Origin of the sequence: Azospira oryzae (assembly GCF_004217225.1) — a bacterium.
In the GTDB taxonomy this organism is placed as follows: domain Bacteria; phylum Pseudomonadota; class Gammaproteobacteria; order Burkholderiales; family Rhodocyclaceae; genus Azospira; species Azospira oryzae.
Map to the genome: position 1 here is coordinate 850431 of NZ_SHKM01000002.1, position 23624 is coordinate 874054.

26 protein-coding genes are annotated in these 23624 nt (G+C 67.4%); 16 read left to right on the forward strand and 10 right to left on the reverse strand.

Translation table 11 applies throughout. From position 1 onward, the window contains the following. Window positions 1–33 precede the first annotated feature (33 nt). The 8 genes from EV678_RS13105 to EV678_RS13140 are packed head-to-tail and all read right to left on the reverse strand — an operon-like array spanning window position 34 to window position 7913. Window positions 34–939 carry a bestrophin family protein gene (locus EV678_RS13105; protein WP_130459825.1) on the reverse strand — a complete coding sequence of 302 codons (906 nt, stop codon included), beginning with the start codon at window positions 937–939 and terminating at the stop codon, window positions 34–36. Then, on the reverse strand, window positions 936–1796 hold the full coding sequence (locus tag EV678_RS13110; RefSeq protein ID WP_130459826.1) for a TatD family hydrolase: 861 nt from the start codon (window positions 1794–1796) through the stop codon (window positions 936–938). Before EV678_RS13110 ends, EV678_RS13105 begins: the two co-directional genes overlap by 4 nt. A gap of 46 nt (window positions 1797–1842) precedes the next feature. Continuing rightward, window positions 1843–2634: an enoyl-CoA hydratase gene (locus EV678_RS13115; RefSeq protein ID WP_130459827.1), complete on the reverse strand. Its 792-nt coding sequence runs from the start codon at window positions 2632–2634 to the stop codon at window positions 1843–1845. 34 nt (window positions 2635–2668) lie between these two features. Then, window positions 2669–3919, reverse strand: coding sequence for a D-amino acid dehydrogenase (locus EV678_RS13120; RefSeq protein WP_235832463.1), 1251 nt, complete (start codon window positions 3917–3919; stop codon window positions 2669–2671). Between the two features lie 5 nt (window positions 3920–3924). Further along, entirely contained in the window at window positions 3925–6156 is a 2232-nt protein-coding gene (locus EV678_RS13125; RefSeq protein WP_130459828.1) for a RelA/SpoT family protein, read from the reverse strand. A 31-nt stretch (window positions 6157–6187) separates the two neighbouring features. Further along, a complete protein-coding gene (rpoZ, locus tag EV678_RS13130; RefSeq protein ID WP_014235614.1) occupies window positions 6188–6394 on the reverse strand; it encodes a DNA-directed RNA polymerase subunit omega in 207 nt (68 codons plus the stop codon). A gap of 27 nt (window positions 6395–6421) precedes the next feature. After that, entirely contained in the window at window positions 6422–7030 is a 609-nt protein-coding gene (gene gmk, locus EV678_RS13135; RefSeq protein ID WP_130459829.1) for a guanylate kinase, read from the reverse strand. 16 nt (window positions 7031–7046) lie between these two features. Continuing rightward, window positions 7047–7913 carry a YicC/YloC family endoribonuclease gene (locus EV678_RS13140; protein ID WP_130459830.1) on the reverse strand — a complete coding sequence of 289 codons (867 nt, stop codon included), beginning with the start codon at window positions 7911–7913 and terminating at the stop codon, window positions 7047–7049. Between the two features lie 137 nt (window positions 7914–8050). On the opposite strand from EV678_RS13140, the gene EV678_RS13145 reads away from it, so the two are divergent. The 6 genes from EV678_RS13145 (at window position 8051) to hemW (ending at window position 13545) form a co-directional block, all read left to right on the forward strand. Then, on the forward strand, window positions 8051–9016 hold the full coding sequence (locus EV678_RS13145) for a serine/threonine protein kinase (protein ID WP_130459831.1): 966 nt from the start codon (window positions 8051–8053) through the stop codon (window positions 9014–9016). After that, window positions 9013–9924, forward strand: a complete 912-nt coding sequence (locus tag EV678_RS13150) for a PP2C family protein-serine/threonine phosphatase (protein WP_014235610.1) — start codon at window positions 9013–9015, stop codon at window positions 9922–9924. The genes EV678_RS13145 and EV678_RS13150 overlap by 4 nt, the downstream gene beginning before the upstream one ends. A gap of 9 nt (window positions 9925–9933) precedes the next feature. Continuing rightward, a complete protein-coding gene (gene rph / locus EV678_RS13155) occupies window positions 9934–10650 on the forward strand; it encodes a ribonuclease PH (protein WP_130459832.1) in 717 nt (238 codons plus the stop codon). A gap of 13 nt (window positions 10651–10663) precedes the next feature. Continuing rightward, on the forward strand, window positions 10664–11572 hold the full coding sequence (locus tag EV678_RS13160; protein WP_130459833.1) for a hypothetical protein: 909 nt from the start codon (window positions 10664–10666) through the stop codon (window positions 11570–11572). Window positions 11573–11577: 5 nt separating this feature from the next. Continuing rightward, window positions 11578–12168 carry an RdgB/HAM1 family non-canonical purine NTP pyrophosphatase gene (rdgB, locus tag EV678_RS13165; RefSeq protein ID WP_014235607.1) on the forward strand — a complete coding sequence of 197 codons (591 nt, stop codon included), beginning with the start codon at window positions 11578–11580 and terminating at the stop codon, window positions 12166–12168. Window positions 12169–12312: 144 nt separating this feature from the next. Next, window positions 12313–13545: a radical SAM family heme chaperone HemW gene (hemW, locus tag EV678_RS13170; RefSeq protein WP_130459834.1), complete on the forward strand. Its 1233-nt coding sequence runs from the start codon at window positions 12313–12315 to the stop codon at window positions 13543–13545. On the opposite strand, the gene EV678_RS13175 is transcribed toward hemW, so the two are convergent. After that, window positions 13542–15062 (reverse strand): helicase HerA-like domain-containing protein, encoded by a 1521-nt coding sequence (locus EV678_RS13175; RefSeq protein ID WP_130459835.1) that lies wholly within the window; start codon window positions 15060–15062, stop codon window positions 13542–13544. The genes hemW and EV678_RS13175 overlap by 4 nt on opposite strands. Window positions 15063–15130: 68 nt before the next feature. Between EV678_RS13175 and EV678_RS13180 the strand changes: the two genes are divergently transcribed. Together EV678_RS13180 and EV678_RS13185 are read left to right on the forward strand one after the other, a co-directional pair. Continuing rightward, on the forward strand, window positions 15131–15856 hold the full coding sequence (locus EV678_RS13180) for a YebC/PmpR family DNA-binding transcriptional regulator (RefSeq protein WP_014235604.1): 726 nt from the start codon (window positions 15131–15133) through the stop codon (window positions 15854–15856). Between the two features lie 72 nt (window positions 15857–15928). Beyond that, on the forward strand, window positions 15929–16786 hold the full coding sequence (locus tag EV678_RS13185; protein WP_130459836.1) for a DMT family transporter: 858 nt from the start codon (window positions 15929–15931) through the stop codon (window positions 16784–16786). Here the strand turns inward: EV678_RS13185 and EV678_RS13190 are convergent. Beyond that, window positions 16783–17253 (reverse strand): hemerythrin domain-containing protein, encoded by a 471-nt coding sequence (locus EV678_RS13190; RefSeq protein WP_165397514.1) that lies wholly within the window; start codon window positions 17251–17253, stop codon window positions 16783–16785. The genes EV678_RS13185 and EV678_RS13190 overlap by 4 nt on opposite strands. 219 nt (window positions 17254–17472) lie before the next feature. On the opposite strand from EV678_RS13190, the gene ruvC reads away from it, so the two are divergent. The 8 genes from ruvC to tolB all read left to right on the forward strand — a co-directional run bounded on the left by ruvC (window position 17473) and on the right by tolB (window position 23590). Continuing rightward, on the forward strand, window positions 17473–18078 hold the full coding sequence (ruvC, locus tag EV678_RS13195; protein ID WP_207222270.1) for a crossover junction endodeoxyribonuclease RuvC: 606 nt from the start codon (window positions 17473–17475) through the stop codon (window positions 18076–18078). Continuing rightward, on the forward strand, window positions 18075–18659 hold the full coding sequence (gene ruvA, locus EV678_RS13200) for a Holliday junction branch migration protein RuvA (RefSeq protein WP_130459838.1): 585 nt from the start codon (window positions 18075–18077) through the stop codon (window positions 18657–18659). Before ruvC ends, ruvA begins: the two co-directional genes overlap by 4 nt. A gap of 74 nt (window positions 18660–18733) precedes the next feature. Continuing rightward, window positions 18734–19816, forward strand: coding sequence for a Holliday junction branch migration DNA helicase RuvB (gene ruvB, locus EV678_RS13205; RefSeq protein WP_014235599.1), 1083 nt, complete (start codon window positions 18734–18736; stop codon window positions 19814–19816). 58 nt (window positions 19817–19874) lie between these two features. Beyond that, window positions 19875–20300, forward strand: a complete 426-nt coding sequence (gene ybgC, locus EV678_RS13210; protein WP_130459839.1) for a tol-pal system-associated acyl-CoA thioesterase — start codon at window positions 19875–19877, stop codon at window positions 20298–20300. Then, window positions 20297–20974, forward strand: coding sequence for a protein TolQ (tolQ, locus tag EV678_RS13215; RefSeq protein ID WP_014235597.1), 678 nt, complete (start codon window positions 20297–20299; stop codon window positions 20972–20974). Before ybgC ends, tolQ begins: the two co-directional genes overlap by 4 nt. Before the next feature lie 12 nt (window positions 20975–20986). Then, window positions 20987–21385, forward strand: a complete 399-nt coding sequence (locus EV678_RS13220; RefSeq protein ID WP_130459840.1) for an ExbD/TolR family protein — start codon at window positions 20987–20989, stop codon at window positions 21383–21385. Between the two features lie 26 nt (window positions 21386–21411). Continuing rightward, complete coding sequence (locus tag EV678_RS13225) at window positions 21412–22212, forward strand: energy transducer TonB (protein ID WP_235832464.1); 801 nt, start codon at window positions 21412–21414, stop codon at window positions 22210–22212. A 94-nt stretch (window positions 22213–22306) separates the two neighbouring features. Then, window positions 22307–23590, forward strand: a complete 1284-nt coding sequence (tolB, locus tag EV678_RS13230; protein WP_205229732.1) for a Tol-Pal system beta propeller repeat protein TolB — start codon at window positions 22307–22309, stop codon at window positions 23588–23590. The last annotated feature ends 34 nt before the right edge of the window (window positions 23591–23624 follow it).

Genomic DNA, 23624 nt, shown 5'->3' on the forward strand with positions numbered 1-23624 from the left:
GAGGCTGGCCCCAGCATCGGCCGTGAGCGCCGTCTAGAGCAGCACGTGGCCCTGGGGTTGCAGCAGGGGCGGCAGGTCGGTCTCGCCCAGGGCTTCGCCCAGGTCTCCTTCCAGCATGCGCACCATGGCATCCAGGGGCAGGTCGTTTTCCAGGGTGCCGAAGGGCTCCTCCAGTTCGTCCCCCAGGGCGTCCAGGCCGAAGAAGGTGTAGGCCAGCACCGCCGTCAGCAGGGGCGTGGCCCAGCCGACGGAACGGGCCAGGCCGAAGGGCAGCAGCAGGCAGAAGAGGTGGGCGGTGCGGTGCAGCAGCAGGGTGTAGGCGAAGGGCAGGGGGGTGAAGCGGATGCGCTCGCAGGCGGCCTGGATGCCGGAGAGGGCGTGCAGGCGCTGGGTCAGGCCCTGGTAGACGATGTCGCCGAGGCCGTCCCGTTGCCGGGCCTGGACCAGGTCGTGGCCGCACTGGCGAAGCAGGGCATCGGCCGGATTGCGGCTCTGGGCAAGGCGCTCGGCCTCGCCGGGAGGCAGGAAGGGTGCGGCTTCCAGGGCTGCGTCCCGGCCCCGCAGGCGGGCGGCCAGGGCGTGGGCGAAGGCCAGGCTGCGGCGCACCAGGAGGCGCCGGGGTTCCGCCTCCAGCACCAGGCTTTCCCGGGCCAGGGAGCGCAGTTCGACGATGAGGCCGCCCCACTGCTTGCGTGCTTCCCACCAGCGGTCGTAGCAGGCGCTGTTGCGAAAGCCGAGGAAGATGGAAAAGGCCAGGCCGAGCAGGGCGAAGGGGGCGGCGGAATAGTCGGGGAAGAGGTGGCCGAAATGCTGGGCGCCCCAGGTGATGAGCACGGCGAAGCTGGTGGTGAAGACGATCTGGGGCAGCACGTGGGGCACCACCGAGCCGCGCCAGATGAAAAAGAGACGGAGCAGGCTGGGGCGTTCGCGGACGATCATGTCGAGGCAGTCGGTGGAGTGGTGGTCGGGGTGGCGCTGCCGGCGGTCGCCAGTGCGGCCAAACCGGGCAGGGCGGCGCGGGCGTTGGCGCCGGTGGCGGCGATCAGCTCGGCTGTGGGCATGCCCCGCAGCTCGGCCAGGAGGGCGGCGAAGCGGGGCAGGTAGGCGGGCTTGTTGCGCCGGTCCGGGCTCTCCGCGGTGAGAAAGGCCGGGGGAATGTCGGGGGCATCCGTTTCCAGGACCAGGGCTTCCAGGGGCAGGGTGGCGGCCAGTTCCCGGATGCGGGTGGAGCCGCTGAAGGTCATGGCGCCGCCGAAGCCCAGCTTGAAGCCGAGCGTGATGAATTCGTCGGCCTGCTGCCGGCTGCCGTTGAAGGCATGGGCGATGCCGCCCCGGGGCCGGTAGCGGCGCAGCTGCTTGAGAATGGGGTCCAGGGCCCGGCGCACGTGGAGAATCACCGGCAGGTCGAACTCCACGGCAAGCTGCAGCTGTTCGGCGAAGAAGTGCTGCTGCCGCGCCAGGGCCGTGCCCTGTTGCAGTTCGGGCACGTACAGGTCGAGGCCGATCTCGCCCACCGCCAGCGGCGGCAGGGGGCCATCCCGCTCCTCGGTCAGCCAGCGGCGCAGGGTGGTGAGGTCTTCCTCCCGGGCCGCCGGCGTGTACAGGGGATGGATGCCGTAGGCGGGCGCGCAGCCCGGATAGGCGAGGCAGCAGGCGCGCACCTCGGCGAAAGTGGCGGCAGCCACTGCCGGCACCACCATGGCCTGGACGCCAACCGCGACGCCATCCTGGAAGATGGCATCCCGGTCAGTGGCGAATTCCGCCGCGTCCAGGTGGCAGTGGGTGTCGATCAGCATGGAATCTGGCTGTCCGGGCAGGCCGGGGGGAGAGGCCCGCCCTGCCTCACTTCTGGCCGAAGGCCGGTTTGCGCTTTTCCAGGAAGGCGCCCAGGCCTTCGGCGAAGTCGGGATGGACGGAGCAGGCGGCGAAGTTGCCCTGTTCGGCGAACAGCTGCTCCGGCAGGGAATTGCCGCTGGAAGCCTGCAGCAGGGCCTTGGTGCGGGCCAGGGCCTGGCGCGGACCGGCGGCCAGGCGGCGGGCCAGCTTGGCGCTCTCGGCCTCCAGCTCGGCGGCGGGCACCACCCGGTTGATGAGGCCCCATTCCTTGGCCTGGGCGGCGTCGAAACGGTCCCCCAGCAGGGCGATTTCGGCGGCCCGCTTGGCCCCCACGGCCCGGGGCAGGAACCAGGTGGCGCCGCCGTCGGGGGAGAGGCCGATGTGGCAGTAGGCCAGGGTGAAATAGGCGTTGTCGGCGGCCACCGCCAGGTCGCAGGCCAGCATCAGGGACAGGCCGAAGCCGGCGGCGGCGCCGCTGACCGAGGCCACTACGGGTTTGCCCATGCGGCGCACCTGCAGGGTGGTGGCGTGCACGGCGGCGATGGTCTGTTCGAAAAGGGCTTGGCGTTCCGCCGGCGGCAGGGCCAGCTGGCTGTGGAACCACTTGAGGTCGCCGCCGGCCATGAAGTGCTCGCCGCCGCGCAGGACCACGGCGCCGACGGCCTCGTCGTGCTCGGCCCGGGCGGTGGCGGCGCGCAGGTCCTCGATCATGGCCAGGTTGAGGGCGTTGAGGGCCTCGGGGCGGTTCAGGGTCAGGGTCAGGACCCCGTCCTCCAGGTGGGAAAGCACGGTGCTCATGGGTTGTCTCCTTTGGGTGGTGGTTTTTATGGTTTTATTGCTTTGTCGTTCCGAGGAACGGGAAATCCGGTTCCGGCCGGCGGCCGGAAATGAGGTCCGCCAGGGCCGCGGCGGAGCCGCAGGACAGGGTCCAGCCTAGGGTGCCGTGGCCGGTGTTGAGCCACAGGTTGGGCAGGCGGGTGCGGCCGATGAGGGGCACGTTGGAGGGCGTCACCGGGCGCAGGCCGCACCAGTAGAGCGGGTCGCCGTCGGGGCGCAGCTGGGGGAACAGTTCCAGGGCGCGCCGCAGCAGGGCCTCGCAGCGCACCGGAGTGAGGTCCAGGTTGTGGCCGTTGAACTCCGCCGTGCCGGCCACACGCAGGCGGTTGCCGAGGCGGGACATGACGATCTTGCGCTCGTCGTCGGTGATGCTGACGCTGGGGGCGACGCTGTCCGGGGAGAGGGCGATGGTGGCGGAATAACCCTTGCCCGGATAGACGCAGGCCTTGACCCCGGCGGGCTTGAGCAGGGCCGGGGAATAGCTGCCCAGGGCCACCACGTAGGCGTCGGCCAGGAGCAGGTCGCCGCCGGCGACGACGCCGGCCACCCGGCCGCCGGCGCTGGCAATCTTCTCCACCGGGCAGTTGTAGCGGAACTGCACGCCCCGGGCGGCGGCGGCCTCGGCCAGGCGCTGGGTGAAGCGGTGGGCGTCGCCGGATTCGTCGCTGGGGGTGTAGTCGCCACCAGCCAGGCGCCCTTGCACCGCGGCCAGGGCCGGCTCGATGGCGACGCAGCGGGCGGCGTCCACCGGCTCCCGGTCCACCCCGAATTCCCGCATCAGGGCGGCGGCGTGGCAGGCGGCCTCGAACTCGGCGGCCTGGGTGAAGATGTGCAGGATGCCCTGGCAGCGCTGGTCGTAGTCCAGGGGCAGGGTCTGGCGCAGGGCCTGCAGCCGCTGCCGGCTGTAGAGGGCGAGGGCGATGATGTCGCGGATGTTGCGGCGGGTGGCTCCGGGCGGGCAGTTGGCGAGGAAGCGCAGGCTCCAGGCGAAGAGGGCCGGGTCGTAGCGCAGGCGGAAGAGCAGGGGGGCGTCTTCCTTGCCCAGCCATTCCAGGGCCTTGAAGGGGGCCCGGGGATTGGCCCAGGGCTCGGCGTGGCAGACGGAAATCTGGCCGCCGTTGGCGAAGCTGGTTTCCAGGGCGGCGCCGGGCTGGCGGTCCACCACCGTGACTTCGTGGCCGGCCTCGGCCAGGAACCAGGCACTGGTGACGCCGACGACGCCGGCGCCGAGGACGAGAACACGCACCCGGCCTATTCCTCCTGGCGTTCCCGGGTGATGCGCACCACTTCGGGAATCAGGCGCACGGCCCGCAGGACCCGGGCTAGGTGGGCCCGGTTGGCCACCTGCACGGTGAAGTTGAGGGTGGTGTAGAAGCCCGGATCGGGGGCCATGGAGACCTTCTCGATGTTGGAGCCGGACTCGGCGATCTCGGTGGCCACCTTGGCCAGCACGCCGCGGGCGTTGCGGGCGGCAACGTGGATGTCCACGTCGAACAGCTTGCCCGGTTCCGGTTCCCACTCCACGTCGATCCAGCGCTGAGGTTCGGCACTGCGGGACTTGCGGATGACGGCGCAGTCATGGGTATGCACCACCAGGCCCTGGCCCTTCTTGATGGAGCCGATGATGGGGTCGCCCGGGATCGGGCGGCAGCAATGGGCCAGCTGGATGGCCATGCCCTCGGTGCCGCGGATCACCACCGAGGTGTGGGGTGCCGGTTCCGCGTTGGGCAGGGCCGCCTCGTGGGCCAGCAGGCGGCGCGCCACCACGGCGGCCAGGCGCTTGCCCAGGCCGATGTCGGTGTACACCTCCTTGACGGACTTGCTGCCCCCTTCCTTGAGCACCGCTTCCCAGCTGGCGTCCGGCAGTTCCGAGGGGGTGATGCCGAGGCCGAACAGTTCCTGGTTGAGCAGGCGCTCGCCCAGGGCGGCGGATTCCTCGTGCTGGCGGGTCTTCAGGAAGTGGCGGATCTTGCTGCGGGCGCGGCCGGTCTTCACATACGAGAGCCAGGCCGGATTGGGATTGGCATGGGCGGCGGTGACGATTTCCACCTGGTCGCCGCTGTTGAGCTCGCTGCGCAGGGGCATCAGCTCGTAGTTGATCTTGGCGGCGACGCAGCGGTTGCCCACGTCCGTGTGCACCGCGTAGGCGAAGTCCACCGGGGTGGCGCCCTTGGGCAGGGAGAAAATTTTGCCCTTGGGGGAGAAGACATAGACCTCGTCGGGGAAGAGGTCGATCTTGACGTGCTCGAAGAACTCGGCCGAGTCGCCGGCGGTGCTCTGCAGCTCCAGCAGGGACTGCAGCCAGCGGTGGGTCTGGTACTGCAGTTCGGCGGCGCTCTTCTCCGTGTCCTTGTACAGCCAGTGGGAGGCCACGCCCTCCTGGGCCATGTGGTGCATTTCCTCGGTGCGTAGCTGCACTTCCACCGGCATGCCGTAGGGGCCGATCAGGGTGGTGTGCAGGGACTGGTAGCCGTTGGCCTTGGGGATGGCGATGTAGTCCTTGAACTTGCCCGGCAGGGGCTTGTACAGGGCGTGCAGGGCGCCCAGGCCTAGGTAGCAGCTGGGCACGTCCTTGACCACCACGCGGAAGCCGTAGATATCCAGCACCTGGGAGAAGGAGAGGCGCTTTTCCACCATCTTGCGGTAGATGGAATAGAGACTTTTCTCCCGGCCGAAGACCTGGGCCTCGATGCCCGAGTCCCGCATCTTGCTCTGGACCCCGTCGAGAATCTTCGACAGCACCTCGCGCCGGTTGCCCCGGGCCGCCATGACGGCCTTCAGCAGCACCTGGTAGCGCATCGGGTGGGTGTGCTTGAAGGAGAGGTCCTGCAGCTCCCGGTAGACCGTGTTCAGCCCCAGCCGGTTGGCGATGGGGGCGTAGATCTCCAGGGTCTCCAGGGCGATGCGGCGGCGCTTGTCCGGACGCATGCAGCCCAGGGTCTGCATGTTGTGCAGACGGTCGGTGAGCTTGATGAGGATGACCCGCAGGTCCTTGGCCATGGCCAGGAGCATCTTGCGGAAGTTTTCCGCCTGGGCTTCCTGGTAGGAGGAGAACTCGATCTTGTCGAGCTTGGAGAGGCCGTCCACCAGGTCGGCCACGCCCTTGCCGAAGCGTTCGGTCAGCTCCTCCTTGGAGATGCCCGTGTCCTCCATGGTGTCGTGCAGGAGGGCGGCGATGATGGCGGTGGAATCCAGCCGCCATTCGGCAATGGCCCCGGCCACGGCCAGGGGGTGGGTGATGTAGGGTTCGCCGGAAAGGCGCTTCTGGCCCCGGTGGGCGGCTTCGCCGAAGGCAAAGGCCTCCTTGATCTTGGCGATCTCTTCCGGTTTCAGGTAGTCGAGGCTGTCCAGGAAGACCCGGTAGGCCGGGTCGTCGTTGAACGGGTAGGGGGTGGGCGGCGCCGCCGGGTCAGGTGCCGGCGCGAAGGGCGCAGCGGAAGATGCAGACGGTTTGGCCGGGGCGGGGTCGGTTGCAGTATCCATACCGGTTCACCTTACCCGCCCGGGCCCGGGGTCAGGCCTGACCGCGGTTGAGGATTTCCAGGCCGATCTGGCCGGCGGCCAGTTCGCGCAGGGCGATGACGGTGGGCTTGTCCTTGCTCGGTTCCTGCATGGGGGTGGAACCATTGGCGATCTGGCGGGCCCGGTAGGTGGCGGCCAGGGTCATCTGGAAGCGGTTGGGGATTTGTTTCAGGCAGTCTTCAACGGTAATGCGGGCCATGGTCCATCCAATCAAAAAGCGGAAAATTTAGAGCAGCGAGGCGAACAGCGAAGCGTGGCGTTCCTGCTGCACGGGAAGCTTCAAGCGCGTTGCGCGCACCACGGCCAGCAGGTCGCTGAGGGCCGTCTGCAGGTCGTTGTTAATAATAACATAGTCGAATTCCCCCACATGCCGCATCTCGTCGCGGGCGGCGGCCAGACGGCGGGCGATGACGTCCTCGCTGTCGGTGCCGCGGCCGGCCAGGCGGCGGGCCAGTTCTTCCATGGAGGGCGGCAGGATGAAGACGCCGATGGCGTCGCCGAACACCTTGCGCACCTGCTGGGCGCCCTGCCAGTCGATCTCCAGCAGCACGTCGCGGCCGGCGGCCAGCTGCTGTTCGATCCAGGTGCGGGAGGTGCCGTAGTAGTTGCCGTGCACCTCGGCCCATTCGAGGAACTCGCCCCGGTCCACCCGGGCCAGGAAATCGGCCACGTCGGTGAAGTGGTAGGCCTGGCCGTTCTCCTCCCCGGTGCGGGGCGCCCGGGTGGTGTGGGAGACGGAGAGGCCGATGGCCGGGTCGTTCTGCAGCAGCAGGCGGACCAGGGTGGTCTTGCCGGCGCCGGAGGGGGCGGTGACGATGTAGAGATGGCCGCTCATGCTGGCGTCCCTTTCCTTATTCGATGTTCTGGATCTGTTCGCGCATCTGCTCGATGAGCAGCTTCAGGTCCATGGAGGCCTTGGAGACTTCGCTGAGGACCGACTTGGAGCCCAGGGTGTTGGCCTCCCGGTTCAGTTCCTGCATGAGGAAGTCGAGGCGCTTGCCGGCGTTGCCGCCGGCCTTGAGGATGCGCTCCACTTCGGTGAGATGGGCCTGCAGGCGGGACAGTTCCTCGTCCACGTCGATACGGGTGGCGTACAGCACCACTTCCTGGCGCACCCGTTCGTCGTCGGCGCTGCCCAGGGCCTCCACCAGACGCTGCTTGAGCTTGTCCTGGTAGGCAGCCTGGGCCTGGGGAATGAGGGGGGCAACGGCGGCCACGGTGGCGCGGATCTTGTCCACCCGCTCCTGGATCATGGCGGCCAGCTTGGCGCCTTCCCGGGCCCGGCTGGCGGTGAAGTCCTCCAGGGCCTCCTTCAGGGTGGCCTGGACGGCGGCGTGCAGGGCGGCCGTATCCACCTCCGGTTCGCCCAGCATGCCGGGCCAGCGCAGCACTTCGGCCACCGACAGGGTGGCGGCGTTGGGCAGGGTCTGGCGTACCTGGCCTTCCAGGGCCTGCAACTGGGTCAGCAGGTCGGTGTTGATGGCCAGTTGGCGGTTCTGGCTCTGGCTGGCGACCAGGTTGAGGCGCAGTTCCACCTTGCCCCGGGCCAGCTTGGCGGTGATGGCTTCGCGCAGGGCCGGCTCCAGCACCCGCAGGTCGTCCACGATGCGGAAATGGATGTCGAGGAAGCGGGAATTGACGCTGCGCAGTTCCAGGTGCAGGGAGCCGCCTGCCACTTCCCGGGTTTTGGCGGCATAGCCGGTCATACTGTAGATCATGGAATTCCTTGCTGTGTGGGGTGTGCCGGCCCGGACGGCGGGCCTGGGAGGGGCTTCTTGAGGCTTCTTTACAGTCCGTTGGCAAAGCCTGACAATGCGCGCAGTGCGCCTGAGGCGCTATCTTAGCTTCGGACTTCATGGCGTCACAAGCCAATCACCCCCTCCCTGCCGGATTCCAACTGGAAGACTACCGCATCGAAAAGCAGATTTCGGTCGGTGGTTTTTCCATTGTTTACCTGGCCCACGATGCCAGCGGCAAGGCGGTGGCCATCAAGGAATACCTGCCGGCCAGCCTGGCCCTGCGCTCCGAGGGACAGACCAAGCCGGTCATTTCCCAGGAGCATCTTTCTGCCTTCCGCTACGGCATGAAATGCTTTTTCGAGGAAGGCCGGGCCCTGGCCAAGCTGAACCATCCCAACGTGATCCAGGTGCTGAATTTTTTCCGCGCCAACGACACGGTTTATATGGTCATGGAATACGAGCGGGGCCGCACCCTGCAGGAATTCATCCAGAAGCACCACGGCCACATCCACGAGAAATTCATCCGCGGCGTGTTCACCCGCATGCTCAACGGCCTGCGCGAAGTGCACACCCACAAGCTGCTGCACCTGGACCTGAAACCGTCCAACATCTACCTGCGGGCCGACAATACGCCGGTACTGATCGACTTCGGTGCCGCCCGCCAGACCCTGCATTCCGACACCCCCATGCTGAAGCCCATGTACACCCCGGGCTTCGCCTCCCCCGAGCACTACTTCAAGCGGGACGAACTGGGGCCCTGGAGCGACATCTATTCGGTGGGCGCCTCCATGTACTCCTGTCTGGCCGGGGCGGCGCCCCAGGCGGCCGACGCGCGCATGGAGAAGGACCAGCTGCAGCCGGCCTCGGTGCGCTGGGAGGGCCAGTATTCGGACCAGCTGCTGGAGACCATCGACTGGTGCCTGTGCCTCAACCACCTGTACCGCCCCCAGAGCGTCTTCGCCCTGCAGAAGGCCCTCACCGAGGCGGTGGACATGCCGGCCCAGGGGGCCGGCAAGACGGCGGAAAAGGAAGGATGGCTGGGCCATCTGGTGGGCAAGATCAAGGGAATGACTGCTAAATGAAATTCACCATCTACCAGGAAAGCCGCATCGGTAAGCGGCAGAACAACGAGGACCGGATCGCCTACTGCTACTCGCGGGAGGCGGTGCTGATGGTGGTGGCCGACGGCATGGGCGGCCATTACCACGGCGAGGTGGCCTCCCAGATCGCGGTGCAGACCCTGACCTCGGCCTTCCAGCGGGATGCCCAGCCGGAGATCGCCGATCCCTTCCTCTTCCTGCAGAAGGGCATGACCAATGCCCACCACGCCATCCTGGACTATTCCCAGGAGCACCGGCTGAAGGATTCGCCGCGCACCACCTGCGTCGCCTGCCTGATCCAGGACAACATCGCCTACTGGGCCCACGTCGGCGATTCCCGCCTCTACCACATGCGCGACGGCAAGGTGCTGGCGGTGACCCGGGACCATTCCCGGGTGCGCCTGCTGATGGACGAGGGCCTCATCAGCGAGGCCCAGGCCGCCACCCACCCGGACCGCAACAAGGTGTACAGCTGCCTGGGGGGCGAAAACCCGCCGGAAATCGAGTTCTCCCGCAAGACCCCCCTGGAAGTGGGGGACGTCCTGGTGCTGTGCACCGACGGCCTGTGGGGGCCGCTGCCGGCCGATGTCATGGCCGCCTCCCTGAAGGGGGCCAACCTGATGCAGGCCGTGCCCATGCTGCTCAACCAGGCGGAAATCCGCTCCGGCCCCTACGGCGACAATCTTTCCGTGGTGGCGGTGCGCTGGGAGCAGAGCTACAGCGAGGAAGCCTCCAGCACGGTGATGACCCAGACCATGCCCCTGGACGCGGTGACCACCAAGCTCGGCGAATTCGGTCGGGACCCGGCCTACAAGACCGATCTTTCCGACGACGAGATCGAAAAGGCCATCGACGAAATCCGCGCCGCCATCCAGAAATTCTCCAAATAAGGAAGTTCCATGCGTCCCAGCCAACGTGCCGCCGACCAGCTGCGCCAAGTCCGCATCACCCGCCGTTTCACCCGCCATGCCGAAGGTTCGGTGCTGGTGGAAATGGGCGACACCAAGGTGCTGTGCACCGCCAGCATCGAGGAAAACCTGCCGCCCTTCCTGCGCGGCAAGGGTCAGGGCTGGGTCACCGCCGAATACGGCATGCTGCCCCGCTCCACCCACACCCGCAGTTCCCGGGAAGCGGCCAAGGGCAAGCAGACCGGCCGCACCCAGGAAATCCAGCGCCTCATCGGCCGTTCCCTGCGCGCCGTCACCGATCTCAAGGCCCTGGGCGAGCGCCAGATCACCCTGGACTGCGACGTGCTGCAGGCCGACGGCGGCACCCGCTGTGCCTCCATCACCGGTGCCTGGGTGGCCCTGTGGGACGCCTGCCAGTCCCTGGTGGCCGCCGGCAAGCTGAGCGAGAACCCCCTCAAGGAACACGTGGCCGCCATCTCCGTCGGCATCTACAAGGGCACCCCGGTGTTGGACCTGGACTACCCGGAAGATTCCGACTGCGACACCGACATGAACGTGATCATGACCGGCAGCGGCGGCCTGGTGGAAGTCCAGGGCACGGCCGAAGGCGAGCCCTTCTCCCGGCAGCAGATGAATGTGCTGCTGGACCTGGCCGAAGCCGGCATCCGCCAGCTCATCCACGCCCAGGAAACCGCCCTGGCGGATTGATTCGGAGCCCGTCATGGCCCAGGAAACCTCCCGCGACCCGATCAAGGCCCTGCTCGACGATCTGGAACAGTCCATCGCCGATTTCGATCAGCGTCTGGGTGGCGTCGAGGAGTCTCCCGCCGTGACCGGTCTGCGTTCTTCCGGGCAGCGCTATCCCGACATCGAGCCCGAGGCTAGGCGTCAGTTGCCCCCTGTCGCCCCTGTTGCCGTTGCCGGCAATGCCGACGCAACCGCTGTGCCCGAGGCGCCGGCGGTGGATCTGCTGGCCGAACTGGCCCAGGCGGCGGCCTGCCGCAGCGTGGATGATGCGGAGACCCAGCGTCGCCAGTTGGAACTGACCGAGCGCCTGCACCAGGACCTGAAGACCGTCTTCGACTACCTCAACCAGCTCATCCGCCACGCCAACACTCTGAAGCCGGTGCTGCCCCGCAGCTACCGGCTCGATGCGCGCAACAGCTTCAACGGGCTGGCCTGGCATGACGGATTCGTCGATTACCGCAGCACCAGTCGCTTCGATCGCAGCTACTACGAGCAGATTCTCTTCCAGGTGAGCTACCGGGCGCCGGCGCCACTGGTCGCGGTCTGCGCTGCAGACCAGGCCGCCATCGTGCGCAAGGAGCTGGAACTGGTGAACCTGCGCATCCAGCGAGAAGAGCCGGTGATGCTGCCGGAGGGCGGCCCCGGGGTGCGTTATGTGCTGCCGGATGCCATTCCGCTGCATCTGGCGGTACAGGCGGACTTCGCTAACGATGCCCTGACCTTCCGCTGCCGCAATGCCGGCAACTTCGGCCCTACTGCCTACCGTCTGCCGGGCGGGAGCATCACCCGGCCCCTGCTCGACGGCATCGGCCTGGTGCTGCTGGGTCGTAGTGACACCATGCCCAAGGAACTGCAACGCATTCCCTACCAACGGATCAACTGAGTCCCATGCAAAAGATTGTCCTCGCCTCCAACAATGCCAAGAAGCTCAAGGAACTGTCGGCCCTGCTGACGCCCCTGGGCATCCAGCTCATTCCCCAGGGCGAGCTGGGGGTGCCGGAGGCGGAGGAGCCCCACCACACCTTCCTCGAAAACGCCCTGGCCAAGGCCCGCCACGCGGCCCAGCTGACCGGCCTGCCGGCCCTGGCCGACGACTCCGGCCTGTGCGTCAAGGCGTTGGGCGGCGCCCCCGGAGTGCAGTCGGCCCGCTATGCCGGCGAGCCCAAGTCCGATGCCCGCAACAACGAGAAGCTGCTGGCGGCCCTCACGGGCGTGGCCGACCGCCGCGCCCACTTCGTCTCCCTGCTGGTGCTGGTGCGCCATGGCGACGACCCCCAGCCCCTGGTGGCCGAGGGCGAGTGGCACGGCGAGATCATCGACCAGTACCGGGGCGAGGGCGGCTTCGGCTACGACCCCCTATTCTACGTGCCGGCGGAGAAGGCGACGGCGGCCGAACTTTCCGCCGAGGTGAAGAACCGTCTCTCCCATCGTGGCCAGGCCATGGCCCGGCTGCTGGAACGCCTCAAGCTGGAACTGTGAGCCCGGCCGGCGCCGGGAAACCTTCCGGCGCTGCCGCGGTCCAGGGCAGGGTGTTCCGGTCTTGCCGCTCCGTGGTGGCCTGATTCAAGGCGCCGTCGTTCAGCCATCGCATCATGCCGCCTGCGGGCGGAAAGGTTTTCTTTCGTGTCGTCCCGTTCTTCCTCCCGCATCATTCCCATCGCCGTCGCCGGCAGCACCCGCGCTGGCGGCAGTCCCCTGCACTTCACCAGTCCGCCGCCCCTCTCGCTCTACATCCACGTGCCCTGGTGCGTGAGGAAATGCCCCTATTGCGATTTCAACTCCCATGAGGCGCGGGCGGAGAACGACGAGGCCGCCTATGTGGCAACCCTCGTCGCCGATCTGGAAAGCGCCCTGCCTTCGGTGTGGGGACGCAAGGTATCCACCATTTTCATCGGCGGTGGCACGCCCAGCCTGCTCTCCGGCGAAGCCCTGCACGAACTGCTGAACGCGGTGCGCATGCGCCTGCCCCTGTTGCCCGAGGCGGAGGTGACCCTGGAGGCCAACCCGGGCACCGCCGAGGCGGGCAAGTTCGCCGCCTTCCGGGCCGCCGGGGTGAATCGTCTGTCCCTCGGCATCCAGAGCTTCAACGACCGGCACCTTGAGGCCCTGGGCCGCATCCACGACAGCGCCGAGGCCAGGGCTGCCATCGAGCTGGCCAAGACCCACTTCGAGCGCTTCAACCTGGACCTGATGTACGGCCTGCCCCAGCAGTCCCTGGCCGAAGCGATGGCAGACCTGGAGACGGCCCTCTCCTTCGCGCCGCCCCATCTTTCCTGCTACCAGCTGACCCTGGAGCCCAACACCCTCTTTGCCGCCCGGCCGCCCCAGCTGCCCGAGGGCGACACCTGCGCCGACATGCAGGACGCCATCGAGGCCCGCCTGGCCGCCGCCGGCTACGTGCATTACGAAACCTCGGCCTTCGCCCGGCCCGGTTATCAGTGCCGGCACAACCTCAACTACTGGACCTTCGGCGACTACCTGGGCATCGGCGCCGGCGCCCATGGCAAGCTGACCCTGCCGGACCACAGCGGCTTCTCGGTGCAACGCCAGATGCGCTGGAAACAGCCCAAGCAGTACCTGGAGCAGGTGGCCGCCGGTCAGCCGGTACAGGAGCAGCATGGCGTGGGGGCGGACGAGCTGCCCTTCGAATTCCTCATGAACGCCCTGCGCCTCAACCAGGGCTTCGATCCGGCCCTCTTCGAGCAGCGCACCGGCCTGCCCCTGCTGCTGGTGCGGGGCGAGCTGGAAAAGGCGGCCCGGGAAGGGCTGTTGACCCTGGCGCCGGACTGCATCGCCCCGACCGAGCGGGGCCGGCGCTTCCTCAACGCCCTGCTGGAACGCTTCCTGCCGGGTTAACGCCGCCGGCTGCCGCTACCGCCCAGAATCGATCCCAGCACCCCGCGGATGATCTCCCGGCCGATCTGGGAGCCGATGGCGCGGGCGGCGCTCTTGGCGACGGTGGTGAGGACGGAGTCGCTCTGGCGGCCGCGGGGGCTTTGGCCGCTGCCCAGCACATCCCCCAGCACGCCGCCGAAAAGGCCGCCGCCATTGGCTTGCGGGGCAGGGGAGGCCGGCGCCGGCTGGGCCTGGGCGGGCGGTGCGGTGCGGCCCTTGAGGATTTCGTAGGCCGATTCCCGATCCACTGCCTGTTCGTAGTGGCCGTACAGCACGGAATTGCGGACGGCCTGCTGGCGCTCCTCGGCGCTCAAGGGGCCGATGCGGGAGGCGGGGGGGAGAATGAAGGCCCGTTCCACCACGTTGGGCCGGCCCTTTTCGTCCAGGCAGGAGACCAGGGCTTCGCCGACCCCCAGTTCGGTGATGGCCGCTTCGGCGTCGAAGGCCGGGTTGGCGCGCAGGGTCTGGGCGGCGGATTTGACCGCCTTCTGGTCCCGCGGGGTGAAGGCGCGCAGGGCGTGCTGCACCCGGTTGCCGAGCTGGCCGAGGACGGTGTCGGGAATGTCCAGGGGGTTCTGGGTGACGAAGTACACGCCGACGCCCTTGGAGCGGATCAGGCGCACCACCTGTTCCACCTTTTCCAGCAGGGCCGGCGGGGCTTCGTTGAAGAGCAGGTGGGCCTCGTCGAAGAAGAACACCAGCTTGGGCTTTTCCAGGTCCCCCACTTCCGGCAGGTGCTCGAACAGTTCGGCCAGCAGCCAAAGCAGGAAGGTGGCATAGAGGCGGGGCGCGCCCATCAGCTTGTCCGCCGCCAGGATGTTCACCACGCCCTTGCCATTGTCGGTCTGCATGAGGTCGGCGATGTCCAGCATGGGCTCGCCGAAGAAGCTGTCGCCGCCCTGTTCGCCCAGGGTCAGGAGGGCGCGCTGGATGGCGCCGATGGAGGCGGCGGAGACGTTGCCGTACTCGCTGGTGAATTCCTTGGCGTGCTCGCCCACGTGCTGCACCATCGCCCGCAGGTCCTTCAGGTCCAGCAGCATCAGGCCCTGGTCGTCGGCGATCTTGAACACCAGCTGCAGCACCCCGCTCTGGGTGTCGTTGAGGTTGAGCAGGCGGGCCAGCAGCAGGGGGCCCATGTCGGAAATGGTGGCCCGCACCGGGTGGCCCTGCTGGCCGAAGACGTCCCAGAAGACGGTGGGGAAGGATGTCGGGGTCCAGTCGGTGACGCCCAGGTGGTGCAGCCGCTCCTCCAGCTTGGGCGAGGTCTTGCCGGCGGCGGCCAGGCCCGAGAGGTCGCCCTTGGCGTCGGCCAGGAAGACGGGCACGCCGATGCTGGAGAAGCGCTCCGCCAGCACCTGCAGGGTGATGGTCTTGCCGGTGCCGGTGGCGCCGGTGATGAGGCCGTGGCGGTTGGCCAGGGCGGGCAGGAGAGCCAGGTCGGTGGCGGCGTGGCGGGCGATGACTAGGGGCTGGGCCATGAGTGGGGTCCGGTGGCTATGCTAGAATTGTCCGATTCTATCAACAGTTTTTCGCTACGAGGTTAGCCATGGCCGGACACTCCAAATGGGCCAATATCCAGCACCGCAAGGGCCGTCAGGACGCCAAGCGGGGCAAGGTCTTCACCAAGCTGATCAAGGAAATCACCGTCGCCGCCAAGATGGGCGGGGGCGATCCGGCCATGAATCCGCGCCTGCGCCTGGCCATGGAAAAGGCCAAGGGCGAATCCATGCCCAAGGACAACATCGACAACGCCATCAAGCGCGGCACCGGCCAGCTGGAAGGCGTCAGCTATGAGGAAATCCGCTACGAAGGCTACGGCATCGGCGGCGCCGCGGTGATGGTGGACTGCCTCACCGACAACCGGGTGCGCACCGTGGCCGATGTGCGCCATGCCTTCAACAAGTACGGCGGCAACATGGGCACCGAAGGCTGCGTTTCCTTCCAGTTCAAGCACTGCGGCCAGATGCTGTTCGCCCCCGGCGCCGACGAGGCCGCCATCATGGATGCGGCCATCGAGGCCGGTGCCGACGACATCATCACCAACGACGACGGCTCCATCGAAGTGCTGACCCCGCCCAACGACCTGCTGAACGTGCAGGAAGCCCTGGAGAAGGCCGGCTTCAAGCCCGAGATGGCGGAAGTGACCATGAAGGCGCTGAACGAATCCGAACTGACCGGGGAAGACGCCCAGCGCATGCAGAAGCTGATCGACGCCCTGGAGTCCCTGGACGACGTGCAGGAGGTTTACACCTCCGCCGTGATGGACGAATAATCGGCCCGGTCTGCTTTTGTTCCCCCGAGAAAGCGGCGCCTGGCGCCGCTTTTTCTTTTGTCGCGAGGCCTCGTGCGCAAGTTCCTGCCCTTTCTCTTCGTGCTGCTGTGGAGCACCGGCTTCATTGGCGCCAAGTACGGCCTGCCCTATGCGGAGCCCCTGACCTTCCTCAGCGCCCGCTATCTCCTGGTGCTCGGACTGATGCTGCCGGTGGCCCTTGTATTTCGCGCCTCCTGGCCTGCCACCCGCCAGGAATGGCTGCACATCGGCTTCTCCGGGGTGCTGCTGCATGCGGTCTATCTCGGCGGCGTCTTCATGGCCATCCACCGCGGTCTTCCGGCCGGCATCACCGCCCTGGTGGTGGGCATGCAGCCCCTGCTGACCGCCCTGGGGGCCGGCTGGCTGCTGGGGGAGGCGGTCAGCCGGCGCCAGTGGCTGGGTCTGGTGCTGGGCCTGAGCGGCGTGGGTCTGGTGGTTTCCGGCAAGTTCGGCAGCCAGCCTCTGGCCGAGCTGCTGCCGGCCATCGTCCCGGCCCTGGTGGCCCTGCTCGGCATCACCCTGGGCACCCTGTACCAGAAGCGCTTCTGTCCTGCCTTCGACCTGCGTTCCGGCGCCGTCATCCAGTTCCTGCCGACGGCGGTGCTGACCCTGCTGGTGGCCGGCGCCAGCGAGAGCCAGGAGATCGCCTGGAGCGGCACCTTCGTTTTCGCTCTGCTGTGGCTGGTGCTGGTGCTGTCGGTGGGCGCCATCAGCCTGCTCAACGTGCTCATCCGCAGCGGCAGCGCCGTCAATGTGGCCAGCCTGTTCTACCTGACGCCGCCCACCACCGCCCTCATCGCCTGGGCCGCCTTTGGCGAAACCCTTTCCGGCCCGGCCCTGGCGGGCATGGGACTGGCCGTGGCCGGCGTTTACCTGGCGCGGCGGGCCTAGGCGGTGTACAGGGGGTAGAGGGTCGCTTCCTCGCGCTGGATGCGCTCCACCAGCACCTTGCCGACGCCGGCCAGCTCATCGACGAAGGCCGGGGCCAGCCCCGGCTCGGCGGCCAGGTTCTGGTACTTGCGCAGGAAGGCGGCCAGGGCCTTGCCGATGCCGTCCATCTCCTGGCGGAACTCGTGGATCAGGGCGAAGCTGGAGGGGTCGCCGGCCAGCTGGTGCTCCAGGTAGATGTAGAGGCGCACATTCTCGGTCAGCAGGTGGCCCTGCAGCCGTACCCGGAATTTTTCCAGCAGCGAGGCGGCCTCCGCCAGGTTGCCCTGGGCGGCGGCGCTCTGGATGGCGCCGAAGGCCTGCAGCAGCACCAGGTGCTCGTCGGTGAGCTGGTGCACCAGGGCCGGATGGTAGTGAATCTGGGTTCCCGGCGCCGGGCCGCTGCGGGCGGCCGGAACCGGCTCGGGCATGGGCGGGGCCTCGGGGGCGGGGGGCGGCGGTGAATCGCCAAAAATTTTGCGTAACAGTGACATGGTTCTCCCTCCTGCGACGGTGTGGACACAGGGAATTGGTTTTTATGCCTGCCAATTTGGGCGGGAGTCCATGACGAATCCTTAACCCGTGTCAAATTTCGGGCCTGCGGTTCCGTCGGGCGCGACAGGCGGCGTCCGCCCCCTTAGAATGCTGCCATGTCCGCCATCCCCTCCGTCTCCGCCAAGCCGAATGCCGCCGCCGCACCCGTGCCGGTGCGCATCCTCGGAATCGACCCGGGACTGCGTTGCACCGGCTTCGGCCTCATCGACAAGCTGGGCAACAAGCTGGCCTACGTCAGCAGCGGCTGCATCCGCACCGACGACACCCGCACCCTGCCGGAGCGCCTGGAGGTGATCTACCAAGGCATCCGGGAAATCGTCGCCGCCCACGGCCCGGCCCAGGCGGCGGTGGAAAAGGTCTTTGTGAACGTCAATCCCCAGTCCACCCTGCTGCTGGGCCAGGCCCGCGGCGCCGCCATCACCGCCCTGGTGTCCACCGGCTTGCCGGTGGGCGAGTACACCGCCCTGCAGGTGAAGCAGGCGGTGGTGGGCAACGGCAAGGCGGCCAAGGAACAGGTGCAGCACATGGTCAAGCGCCTCCTCAGCCTGCCCGGCGACCCGTCCGCCGACGCCGCCGATGCCCTGGCCTGTGCCATCGCCCACGCCCACGGCGGCCAGGGTTTGGGCCACATCGCCACCGCCGGCCTGCGGGTGCGCGGCGGCCGCCTGATGGAAGCCCCCAATCCAAGGAAGAGAACATGATCGGAAGACTCACCGGCCTCCTGGCCGAAAAGAATCCCCCCCAGGTGGTCCTGGACGTGCAGGGCGTCGGCTACGAGGTGGATGTGCCCATGAGCACCTTCTACAACCTGCCGGCCAACGGCGACAAGGTGACCCTGCTGACCCACTTCGTGGTGCGGGAGGACGGCCATTTTCTCTTCGGCTTCCTCACCGAGGCGGAGCGTTTCGCCTTCCGCCAGCTGATCAAGATTTCCGGCGTCGGCCCCCGCATGGCCCTGGCCATTCTTTCCGGCCTTTCCGTCAGCGACCTGGCGGCGGCCATCTCCCGCCAGGAGGCCGGCCGCCTGACCAAGGTGCCGGGCATCGGCAAGAAGACTGCCGAGCGCCTGCTGCTGGAGCTGAAGGACAAGCTGGCCCCGGTGGTGGGCGGCGGGGCCGCTGCGGCCCTGGTGGTGCACGACGACCAGTCGGACATCCTCAATGCGCTGCTGGCCCTGGGTTACAACGAGCGGGAAGCCGCCGCCGCCCTCAAGCAATTGCCCGCCGGCAGCGGCGTTTCGGACGGCATCCGCCAGGCCCTCAAACTGCTGGCCAAGCCCTGAGGGGGCGGCGGGAGTAAAATGGCGGCTTACCGGGCCTCGCCCGCCGCACTTTCCAGGCTCACTCCAGGCTTTCCATGATCGAAACCGATTCCTTTGATTCCTCCTTCGACGCCGACGCCGGCCGTCTCATCGGCGCCGAGAGCAAGTCGGCCCAGGAGGAAGCCATCGAGCGCGCCCTGCGGCCCAAGCGCCTGGCGGATTACGTCGGTCAGGCCAAGATCCGGGAGCAGCTCTCCATCTTCATCCACGCCGCCAAGCGGCGCAGCGAGGCCCTCGACCACGTCCTGCTGTTCGGCCCGCCGGGCCTGGGCAAGACCACCCTGGCCCATATCGTCGCCGCCGAGATGGGCGTCAATCTGCGCCAGACCTCGGGGCCGGTGCTGGAGCGGGCCGGCGACCTGGCCGCCATCCTGACCAACCTGGAACCGCACGACGTGCTGTTCATCGACGAAATCCACCGTCTCAGTCCGGTGGTGGAGGAAATCCTCTACCCGGCCCTGGAGGATTTCCAGATCGATATCATGATCGGCGAGGGGCCGGCTGCCCGCTCGGTGAAGCTGGACCTGCCGCCCTTCACCCTGGTGGGCGCCACCACCCGGGCCGGCATGCTGACCAATCCCCTGCGGGACCGCTTCGGCATCGTTGCCCGGCTGGAGTTCTACAACGCCCAGGAACTGACCCACATCGTCACCCGCTCGGCCCAGTTGCTCAATGTGGCCATCGAGCCGGAAGGGGCCCTGGAGATCGCCCGCCGCTCCCGCGGCACGCCCCGCATCGCCAACCGCCTGCTGCGCCGGGTGCGGGACTACGCCGAGGTCAAGGCCGACGGCATCATCACCCGGGAGGTGGCCGACGCCGCCCTTTCCATGCTGGACGTGGACCACGGCGGCCTGGACCTGATGGACCGCAAGCTGCTCTCTGCCGTGATCGACAAGTTCGCCGGCGGTCCGGTGGGGGTGGACAACCTGGCCGCCGCCATCGGCGAGGCCCGGGACACCATCGAGGACGTCCTGGAACCCTACCTGATCCAGCAGGGATACCTGCAGCGTACCCCCCGGGGCCGCATCGCCACCCCGGCCATCTACCGCCACCTGGGGCTGGAGGCGCCCGGTACCCCGGCCGCCACGCCCGACCTGTGGTCCCCCAAGGAGCAATGAGGACGGCTGTTACAGACTGTCATCGTCCCCAGGCCCCGAGCCGCCTAGAATTACGCCCATGAGCCATCCTGCCGACCACGCCTTCACCATTCCGGTCCGCGTCTATTACGAGGACACGGATGCGGGCGGCGTGGTCTACTACGCCAACTACCTGCGCTTTTTCGAGCGCTGCCGCACCGAATGGCTGCGCAGCATCGGCCATCACCAGGTGGACCTGCTGGCGGAGCAGGGCGTCGCCTTCGTCGTCCGTTCCGTCAGTTGCGACTACCTGCGGCCGGCCCGGCTCGACGACCTGCTGACCATCGGCCTGGCCGTGGAAAAGCTCGGCCGCGCCCAGATCACCTTCCGCCAGTTCGCCCGTCGCCACGGCAGCGACGACGACCTGGTTAGCGGTACCGTCCAGATCGTTTGCGTCAAGCTGGACGCCATGAAAACCACCCCCATTCCCGAATTCCTGCGCGAGAAACTGGAAGCCCTGCAATGAACGTCACCCAAGACCTTTCCATCCTTTCCCTCATCACCCAGGCCAGCGCCGTCGTCCAGGTCGTCATGGCCCTGCTGGCTGGCGTCTCCTTCATGTCCTGGTACTACATCTTCCGCAAGCTCTATGCGGTAAAGAATGCGCGCAACCAGACCGAGCAGTTCGAGCGGGACTTCTGGAGCGGCGGCGACCTCAACCGCCTCTACCAGAACGCCGTCGAGCAGCGCCACGACACCGGCGCCATGGAGCGGGTGTTCGAGGCCGGCTTCCGGGAATTCACCAAGCTGCGCAACCAGAAGAACCTGGAAGCCAAGGACGTGGTGGACGGCTCCCGCCGCGCCATGCGCGCCACCTACCAGCGGGAGATCGACGACCTGGAGTCCCACCTGGCCTTCCTCGCCTCCGTCGGCTCCGTCTCCCCCTACATCGGTCTCTTCGGCACCGTGTGGGGCATCATGCATGCCTTCCGCGGCCTCTCCAACGTGGGCCAGGCGACCCTAGCTTCCGTCGCTCCCGGTATTGCCGAAGCCCTGGTGGCCACGGCCATCGGCCTCTTTGCCGCCATCCCCGCGGTGCTGGCCTACAACCGCTTCGCTCACGACATCGACCGTCTCTCCACCCGCTTCGAGAGCTTCATGGAAGAGTTCTCCAACATCCTGCAGCGGCAGATGCGTTAAGGGGCCGGAGCCATGCGTCCGCGTCGCCTTAAAAACGAAATCAACGTCGTTCCCTACATCGACGTCATGCTGGTGCTGCTGGTCATCTTCATGGTGGCCACGCCCATGATGCAGACCGGCTCGGTGGACCTGCCCTCCACCGGCAAGTCCTCCGCCGTGCCGGAAAATCCCTACCGGGTCATGGTCAAGGCCGACGGCAGCATTGCCGTGCAGGATGCCCGGGGCAAGGAAAAGTCCATCGACCGCCGCCAGCTCAATGACCTGCTGGCGACCGAGCTGGAAGCCAACCCGGAACTGCCGGTGCTGGTGGTGGGCGACAAGGCCGCCCGCTACGACGCCGTGCTCGAGGTGCTGGACCAGATCAAACTGCAGAACATCAAGCGGGTCGGCCTGGAGACCGTGCGCAAGTGAGTTCCCCGATGAAAGCCGGAACGGACATGCCCTTCGAACGGCGGGCGGAGCCGGGCAAGCGCAAGGCCCTGATCCTGGCGATCCTGGTGCACCTGCTGCTGGCCATCTTCCTCTTCTTCGGCATCCGCTGGCAGACCAAGCACGAGGCGGTGGAGGTCGAGCTGTGGAGCGACGTGCCCCAGGGCGCCTACAGGCCGCCCCCGCCGCCGCCGGAACCGAAGCCCGTGCCCAAACCGGAGCCGAAGCCCGAACCCAAGCCCGAGGTGAAACCGGACCCGAAGCCGGCGCCCAAGCCTGACATCGTGCTCAAGGAAGAGAAGAAAAAGCCGGAGCCGAAAAAGGAAGAGCCGAAACCCGAACCCAAGAAGGAGGAGAAGAAGCCCGAGACTCCCGACTGGCAGAAGGAATTGGAACGGGACCAGCGGGACCTCAAGCAGCGCCAGCGTGAGCAGGCCCTGAAGGAGCAGCTGAACCGGGAAATGAACATGCAGCAGGCCGCCGGCAAGGAGGCTGCCGCCGCCTCTTCCCGCAGCAAGGGCCTGGCTTCCTACGTGGACAAGATCCGCGCCAAGGTGCGGGGCAACCTGGGCTTCGTCAGCGTCAGCGGCAATCCCACGGCCAAGTTCCTGGTGACCCAGCTGCCCAGCGGCGAGATCATCAGCGCCCGCATGACACGTTCCAGCGGCGTGCCGGCCTACGACAGCGCCGTCGAACGGGCCATCATGAAGTCCTCGCCCCTGCCCCTGCCCGACGACAAGTCGGCTTTCCACCGGGAACTGGAGCTGACCTTCTGTCCCCAGGAAGGGACTTCCGGCTGCTCCCCCTGATTCTTTGTCATTCCCCCTTACGTTACCTTTCGTTACGCGGCAGCGTCGGGGGCTTTGGGTATAATCGGACCTTTTTCCGGCCCAGGTTTCTTCAATGACCGTGATTGCGCGCTATTTTTCCCGGGTTCTGCTCGGCTTGTCCCTGCTTGCCGCCCTGGGGGGCGCCCACGCCCAGCTAGCCATTGAAATCACCGGTGCCGGCGCCCATCGCCTGCCCATCGCCATCGCCGACTTTGCCGGCGAACCGGGCTACTCCCGGGCCCTGACCTCGGTCATCCGCGCCGATCTGGAGCGTTCCGGCCTGTTCCGTCTGGTGGAGCCGGGCCCGACCCCCATCAGCGAAAACGACAATGTGGATTTCGGCGCCTGGAAGAACAAGGGCGCCGACGCCTTCGTCGGCGGCAGCCTGGTGGCCGATGCCGGCGGCAAGTTCGAAGCCCGTTTCCGCCTCTACGACGTTTCCAAGCAGGCCTCCCTGGGCGGCGTCGCCTTCGTCACCACCCCCAACATGCTGCGCGCCGCCGGCCACCGCATCGCCGACTACATCTACGAGAAACTGATCGGCGAAAAGGGCTACTTCTCCACCCGCATCGCCTACGTGGTCAAGCAGGCCGGCCGCTACGAACTGCAGATCGCCGATGCCGACGGCCAGAATGCCCAGCCGGCCCTGGTTTCCAAGGAACCCATCATTTCCCCCGCCTGGTCGCCCGATGGCGGCCGCCTGGCCTACGTCTCCTTCGAGAACAAGAAGCCGGTGGTGTACGTGCATACCCTGGCCACCGGCCGGCGCACCGTGGTGGCCAACTTCAAGGGCTCCAACTCGGCGCCCGCCTGGGCCCCGGACGGCCGCCGCCTGGCGGTGACCCTGTCCAAGGACGGCGGCTCCCAGATCTATCTGGTCAATGCGGACGGCTCCGGTGCCCAGCGCCTGATGAGTTCCTCCTCCATCGACACCGAACCCCAGTTCTCGCCCGATGGCGAAAGCATCTACTTCACCTCCGACCGGGGCGGCGCGCCCCAGATCTACCGGGTTTCCGTTGGCGGCGGTGCGGCCCAGCGCGTCACCTTCGACGGCTCCTACAACGTTTCCCCCCGCCTCTCGCCGGACGGCCGCAGCATGGCCTTCATCTCCCGCAACGGAGGCCGCTTCCAGCTGGCCATCATGGACCTGGCGAGCAAGCAGGTGCAGATCCTCACCGATTCCCACAAGGATGAATCCCCCAGTTTCGCTTCCAATGGCCGCATGATCCTGTTCGCCACGGAAATGGGCGGGCGGGGCGTCCTTTCCGCTGTTTCGTCCGATGGTCGGGTCAAGCAGCGCCTTTCCGTCTCCGCCGGCGATGTTCGCGAACCGGCGTGGGGCCCTTACCTGAAGTAACGCGACGCAGCACCCATTTACCCCTAGGAGTACC

Bases quoted from the DNA above. Each gene is read 5' to 3' on its own strand.
- EV678_RS13140 (WP_130459830.1), bottom strand. From the start codon at position 7,913: ATGATCTACAGTATGACCGGCTATGCCGCCAAAACCCGGGAAGTGGCA.
- tolQ (WP_014235597.1), top strand. From the start codon at position 20,297: ATGAACGTCACCCAAGACCTTTCCATCCTTTCCCTCATCACCCAGGCC.
- EV678_RS13115 (WP_130459827.1), bottom strand. From the start codon at position 2,634: ATGAGCACCGTGCTTTCCCACCTGGAGGACGGGGTCCTGACCCTGACC.
- EV678_RS13180 (WP_014235604.1), top strand. From the start codon at position 15,131: ATGGCCGGACACTCCAAATGGGCCAATATCCAGCACCGCAAGGGCCGT.
- ruvC (WP_207222270.1), top strand. From the start codon at position 17,473: ATGTCCGCCATCCCCTCCGTCTCCGCCAAGCCGAATGCCGCCGCCGCA.
- rpoZ (WP_014235614.1), bottom strand. From the start codon at position 6,394: ATGGCCCGCATTACCGTTGAAGACTGCCTGAAACAAATCCCCAACCGC.
- rdgB (WP_014235607.1), top strand. From the start codon at position 11,578: ATGCAAAAGATTGTCCTCGCCTCCAACAATGCCAAGAAGCTCAAGGAA.
- rph (WP_130459832.1), top strand. From the start codon at position 9,934: ATGCGTCCCAGCCAACGTGCCGCCGACCAGCTGCGCCAAGTCCGCATC.
- EV678_RS13175 (WP_130459835.1), bottom strand. From the start codon at position 15,062: ATGGCCCAGCCCCTAGTCATCGCCCGCCACGCCGCCACCGACCTGGCT.
- EV678_RS13225 (WP_235832464.1), top strand. From the start codon at position 21,412: ATGCCCTTCGAACGGCGGGCGGAGCCGGGCAAGCGCAAGGCCCTGATC.
- EV678_RS13145 (WP_130459831.1), top strand. From the start codon at position 8,051: ATGGCGTCACAAGCCAATCACCCCCTCCCTGCCGGATTCCAACTGGAA.
- EV678_RS13190 (WP_165397514.1), bottom strand. From the start codon at position 17,253: ATGCCCGAGCCGGTTCCGGCCGCCCGCAGCGGCCCGGCGCCGGGAACC.
- EV678_RS13220 (WP_130459840.1), top strand. From the start codon at position 20,987: ATGCGTCCGCGTCGCCTTAAAAACGAAATCAACGTCGTTCCCTACATC.
- EV678_RS13125 (WP_130459828.1), bottom strand. From the start codon at position 6,156: ATGGATACTGCAACCGACCCCGCCCCGGCCAAACCGTCTGCATCTTCC.
- gmk (WP_130459829.1), bottom strand. From the start codon at position 7,030: ATGAGCGGCCATCTCTACATCGTCACCGCCCCCTCCGGCGCCGGCAAG.
- EV678_RS13110 (WP_130459826.1), bottom strand. From the start codon at position 1,796: ATGCTGATCGACACCCACTGCCACCTGGACGCGGCGGAATTCGCCACT.
- EV678_RS13150 (WP_014235610.1), top strand. From the start codon at position 9,013: ATGAAATTCACCATCTACCAGGAAAGCCGCATCGGTAAGCGGCAGAAC.
- EV678_RS13105 (WP_130459825.1), bottom strand. From the start codon at position 939: ATGATCGTCCGCGAACGCCCCAGCCTGCTCCGTCTCTTTTTCATCTGG.
- EV678_RS13160 (WP_130459833.1), top strand. From the start codon at position 10,664: ATGGCCCAGGAAACCTCCCGCGACCCGATCAAGGCCCTGCTCGACGAT.
- ruvA (WP_130459838.1), top strand. From the start codon at position 18,075: ATGATCGGAAGACTCACCGGCCTCCTGGCCGAAAAGAATCCCCCCCAG.
- ruvB (WP_014235599.1), top strand. From the start codon at position 18,734: ATGATCGAAACCGATTCCTTTGATTCCTCCTTCGACGCCGACGCCGGC.
- ybgC (WP_130459839.1), top strand. From the start codon at position 19,875: ATGAGCCATCCTGCCGACCACGCCTTCACCATTCCGGTCCGCGTCTAT.
- tolB (WP_205229732.1), top strand. From the start codon at position 22,307: ATGACCGTGATTGCGCGCTATTTTTCCCGGGTTCTGCTCGGCTTGTCC.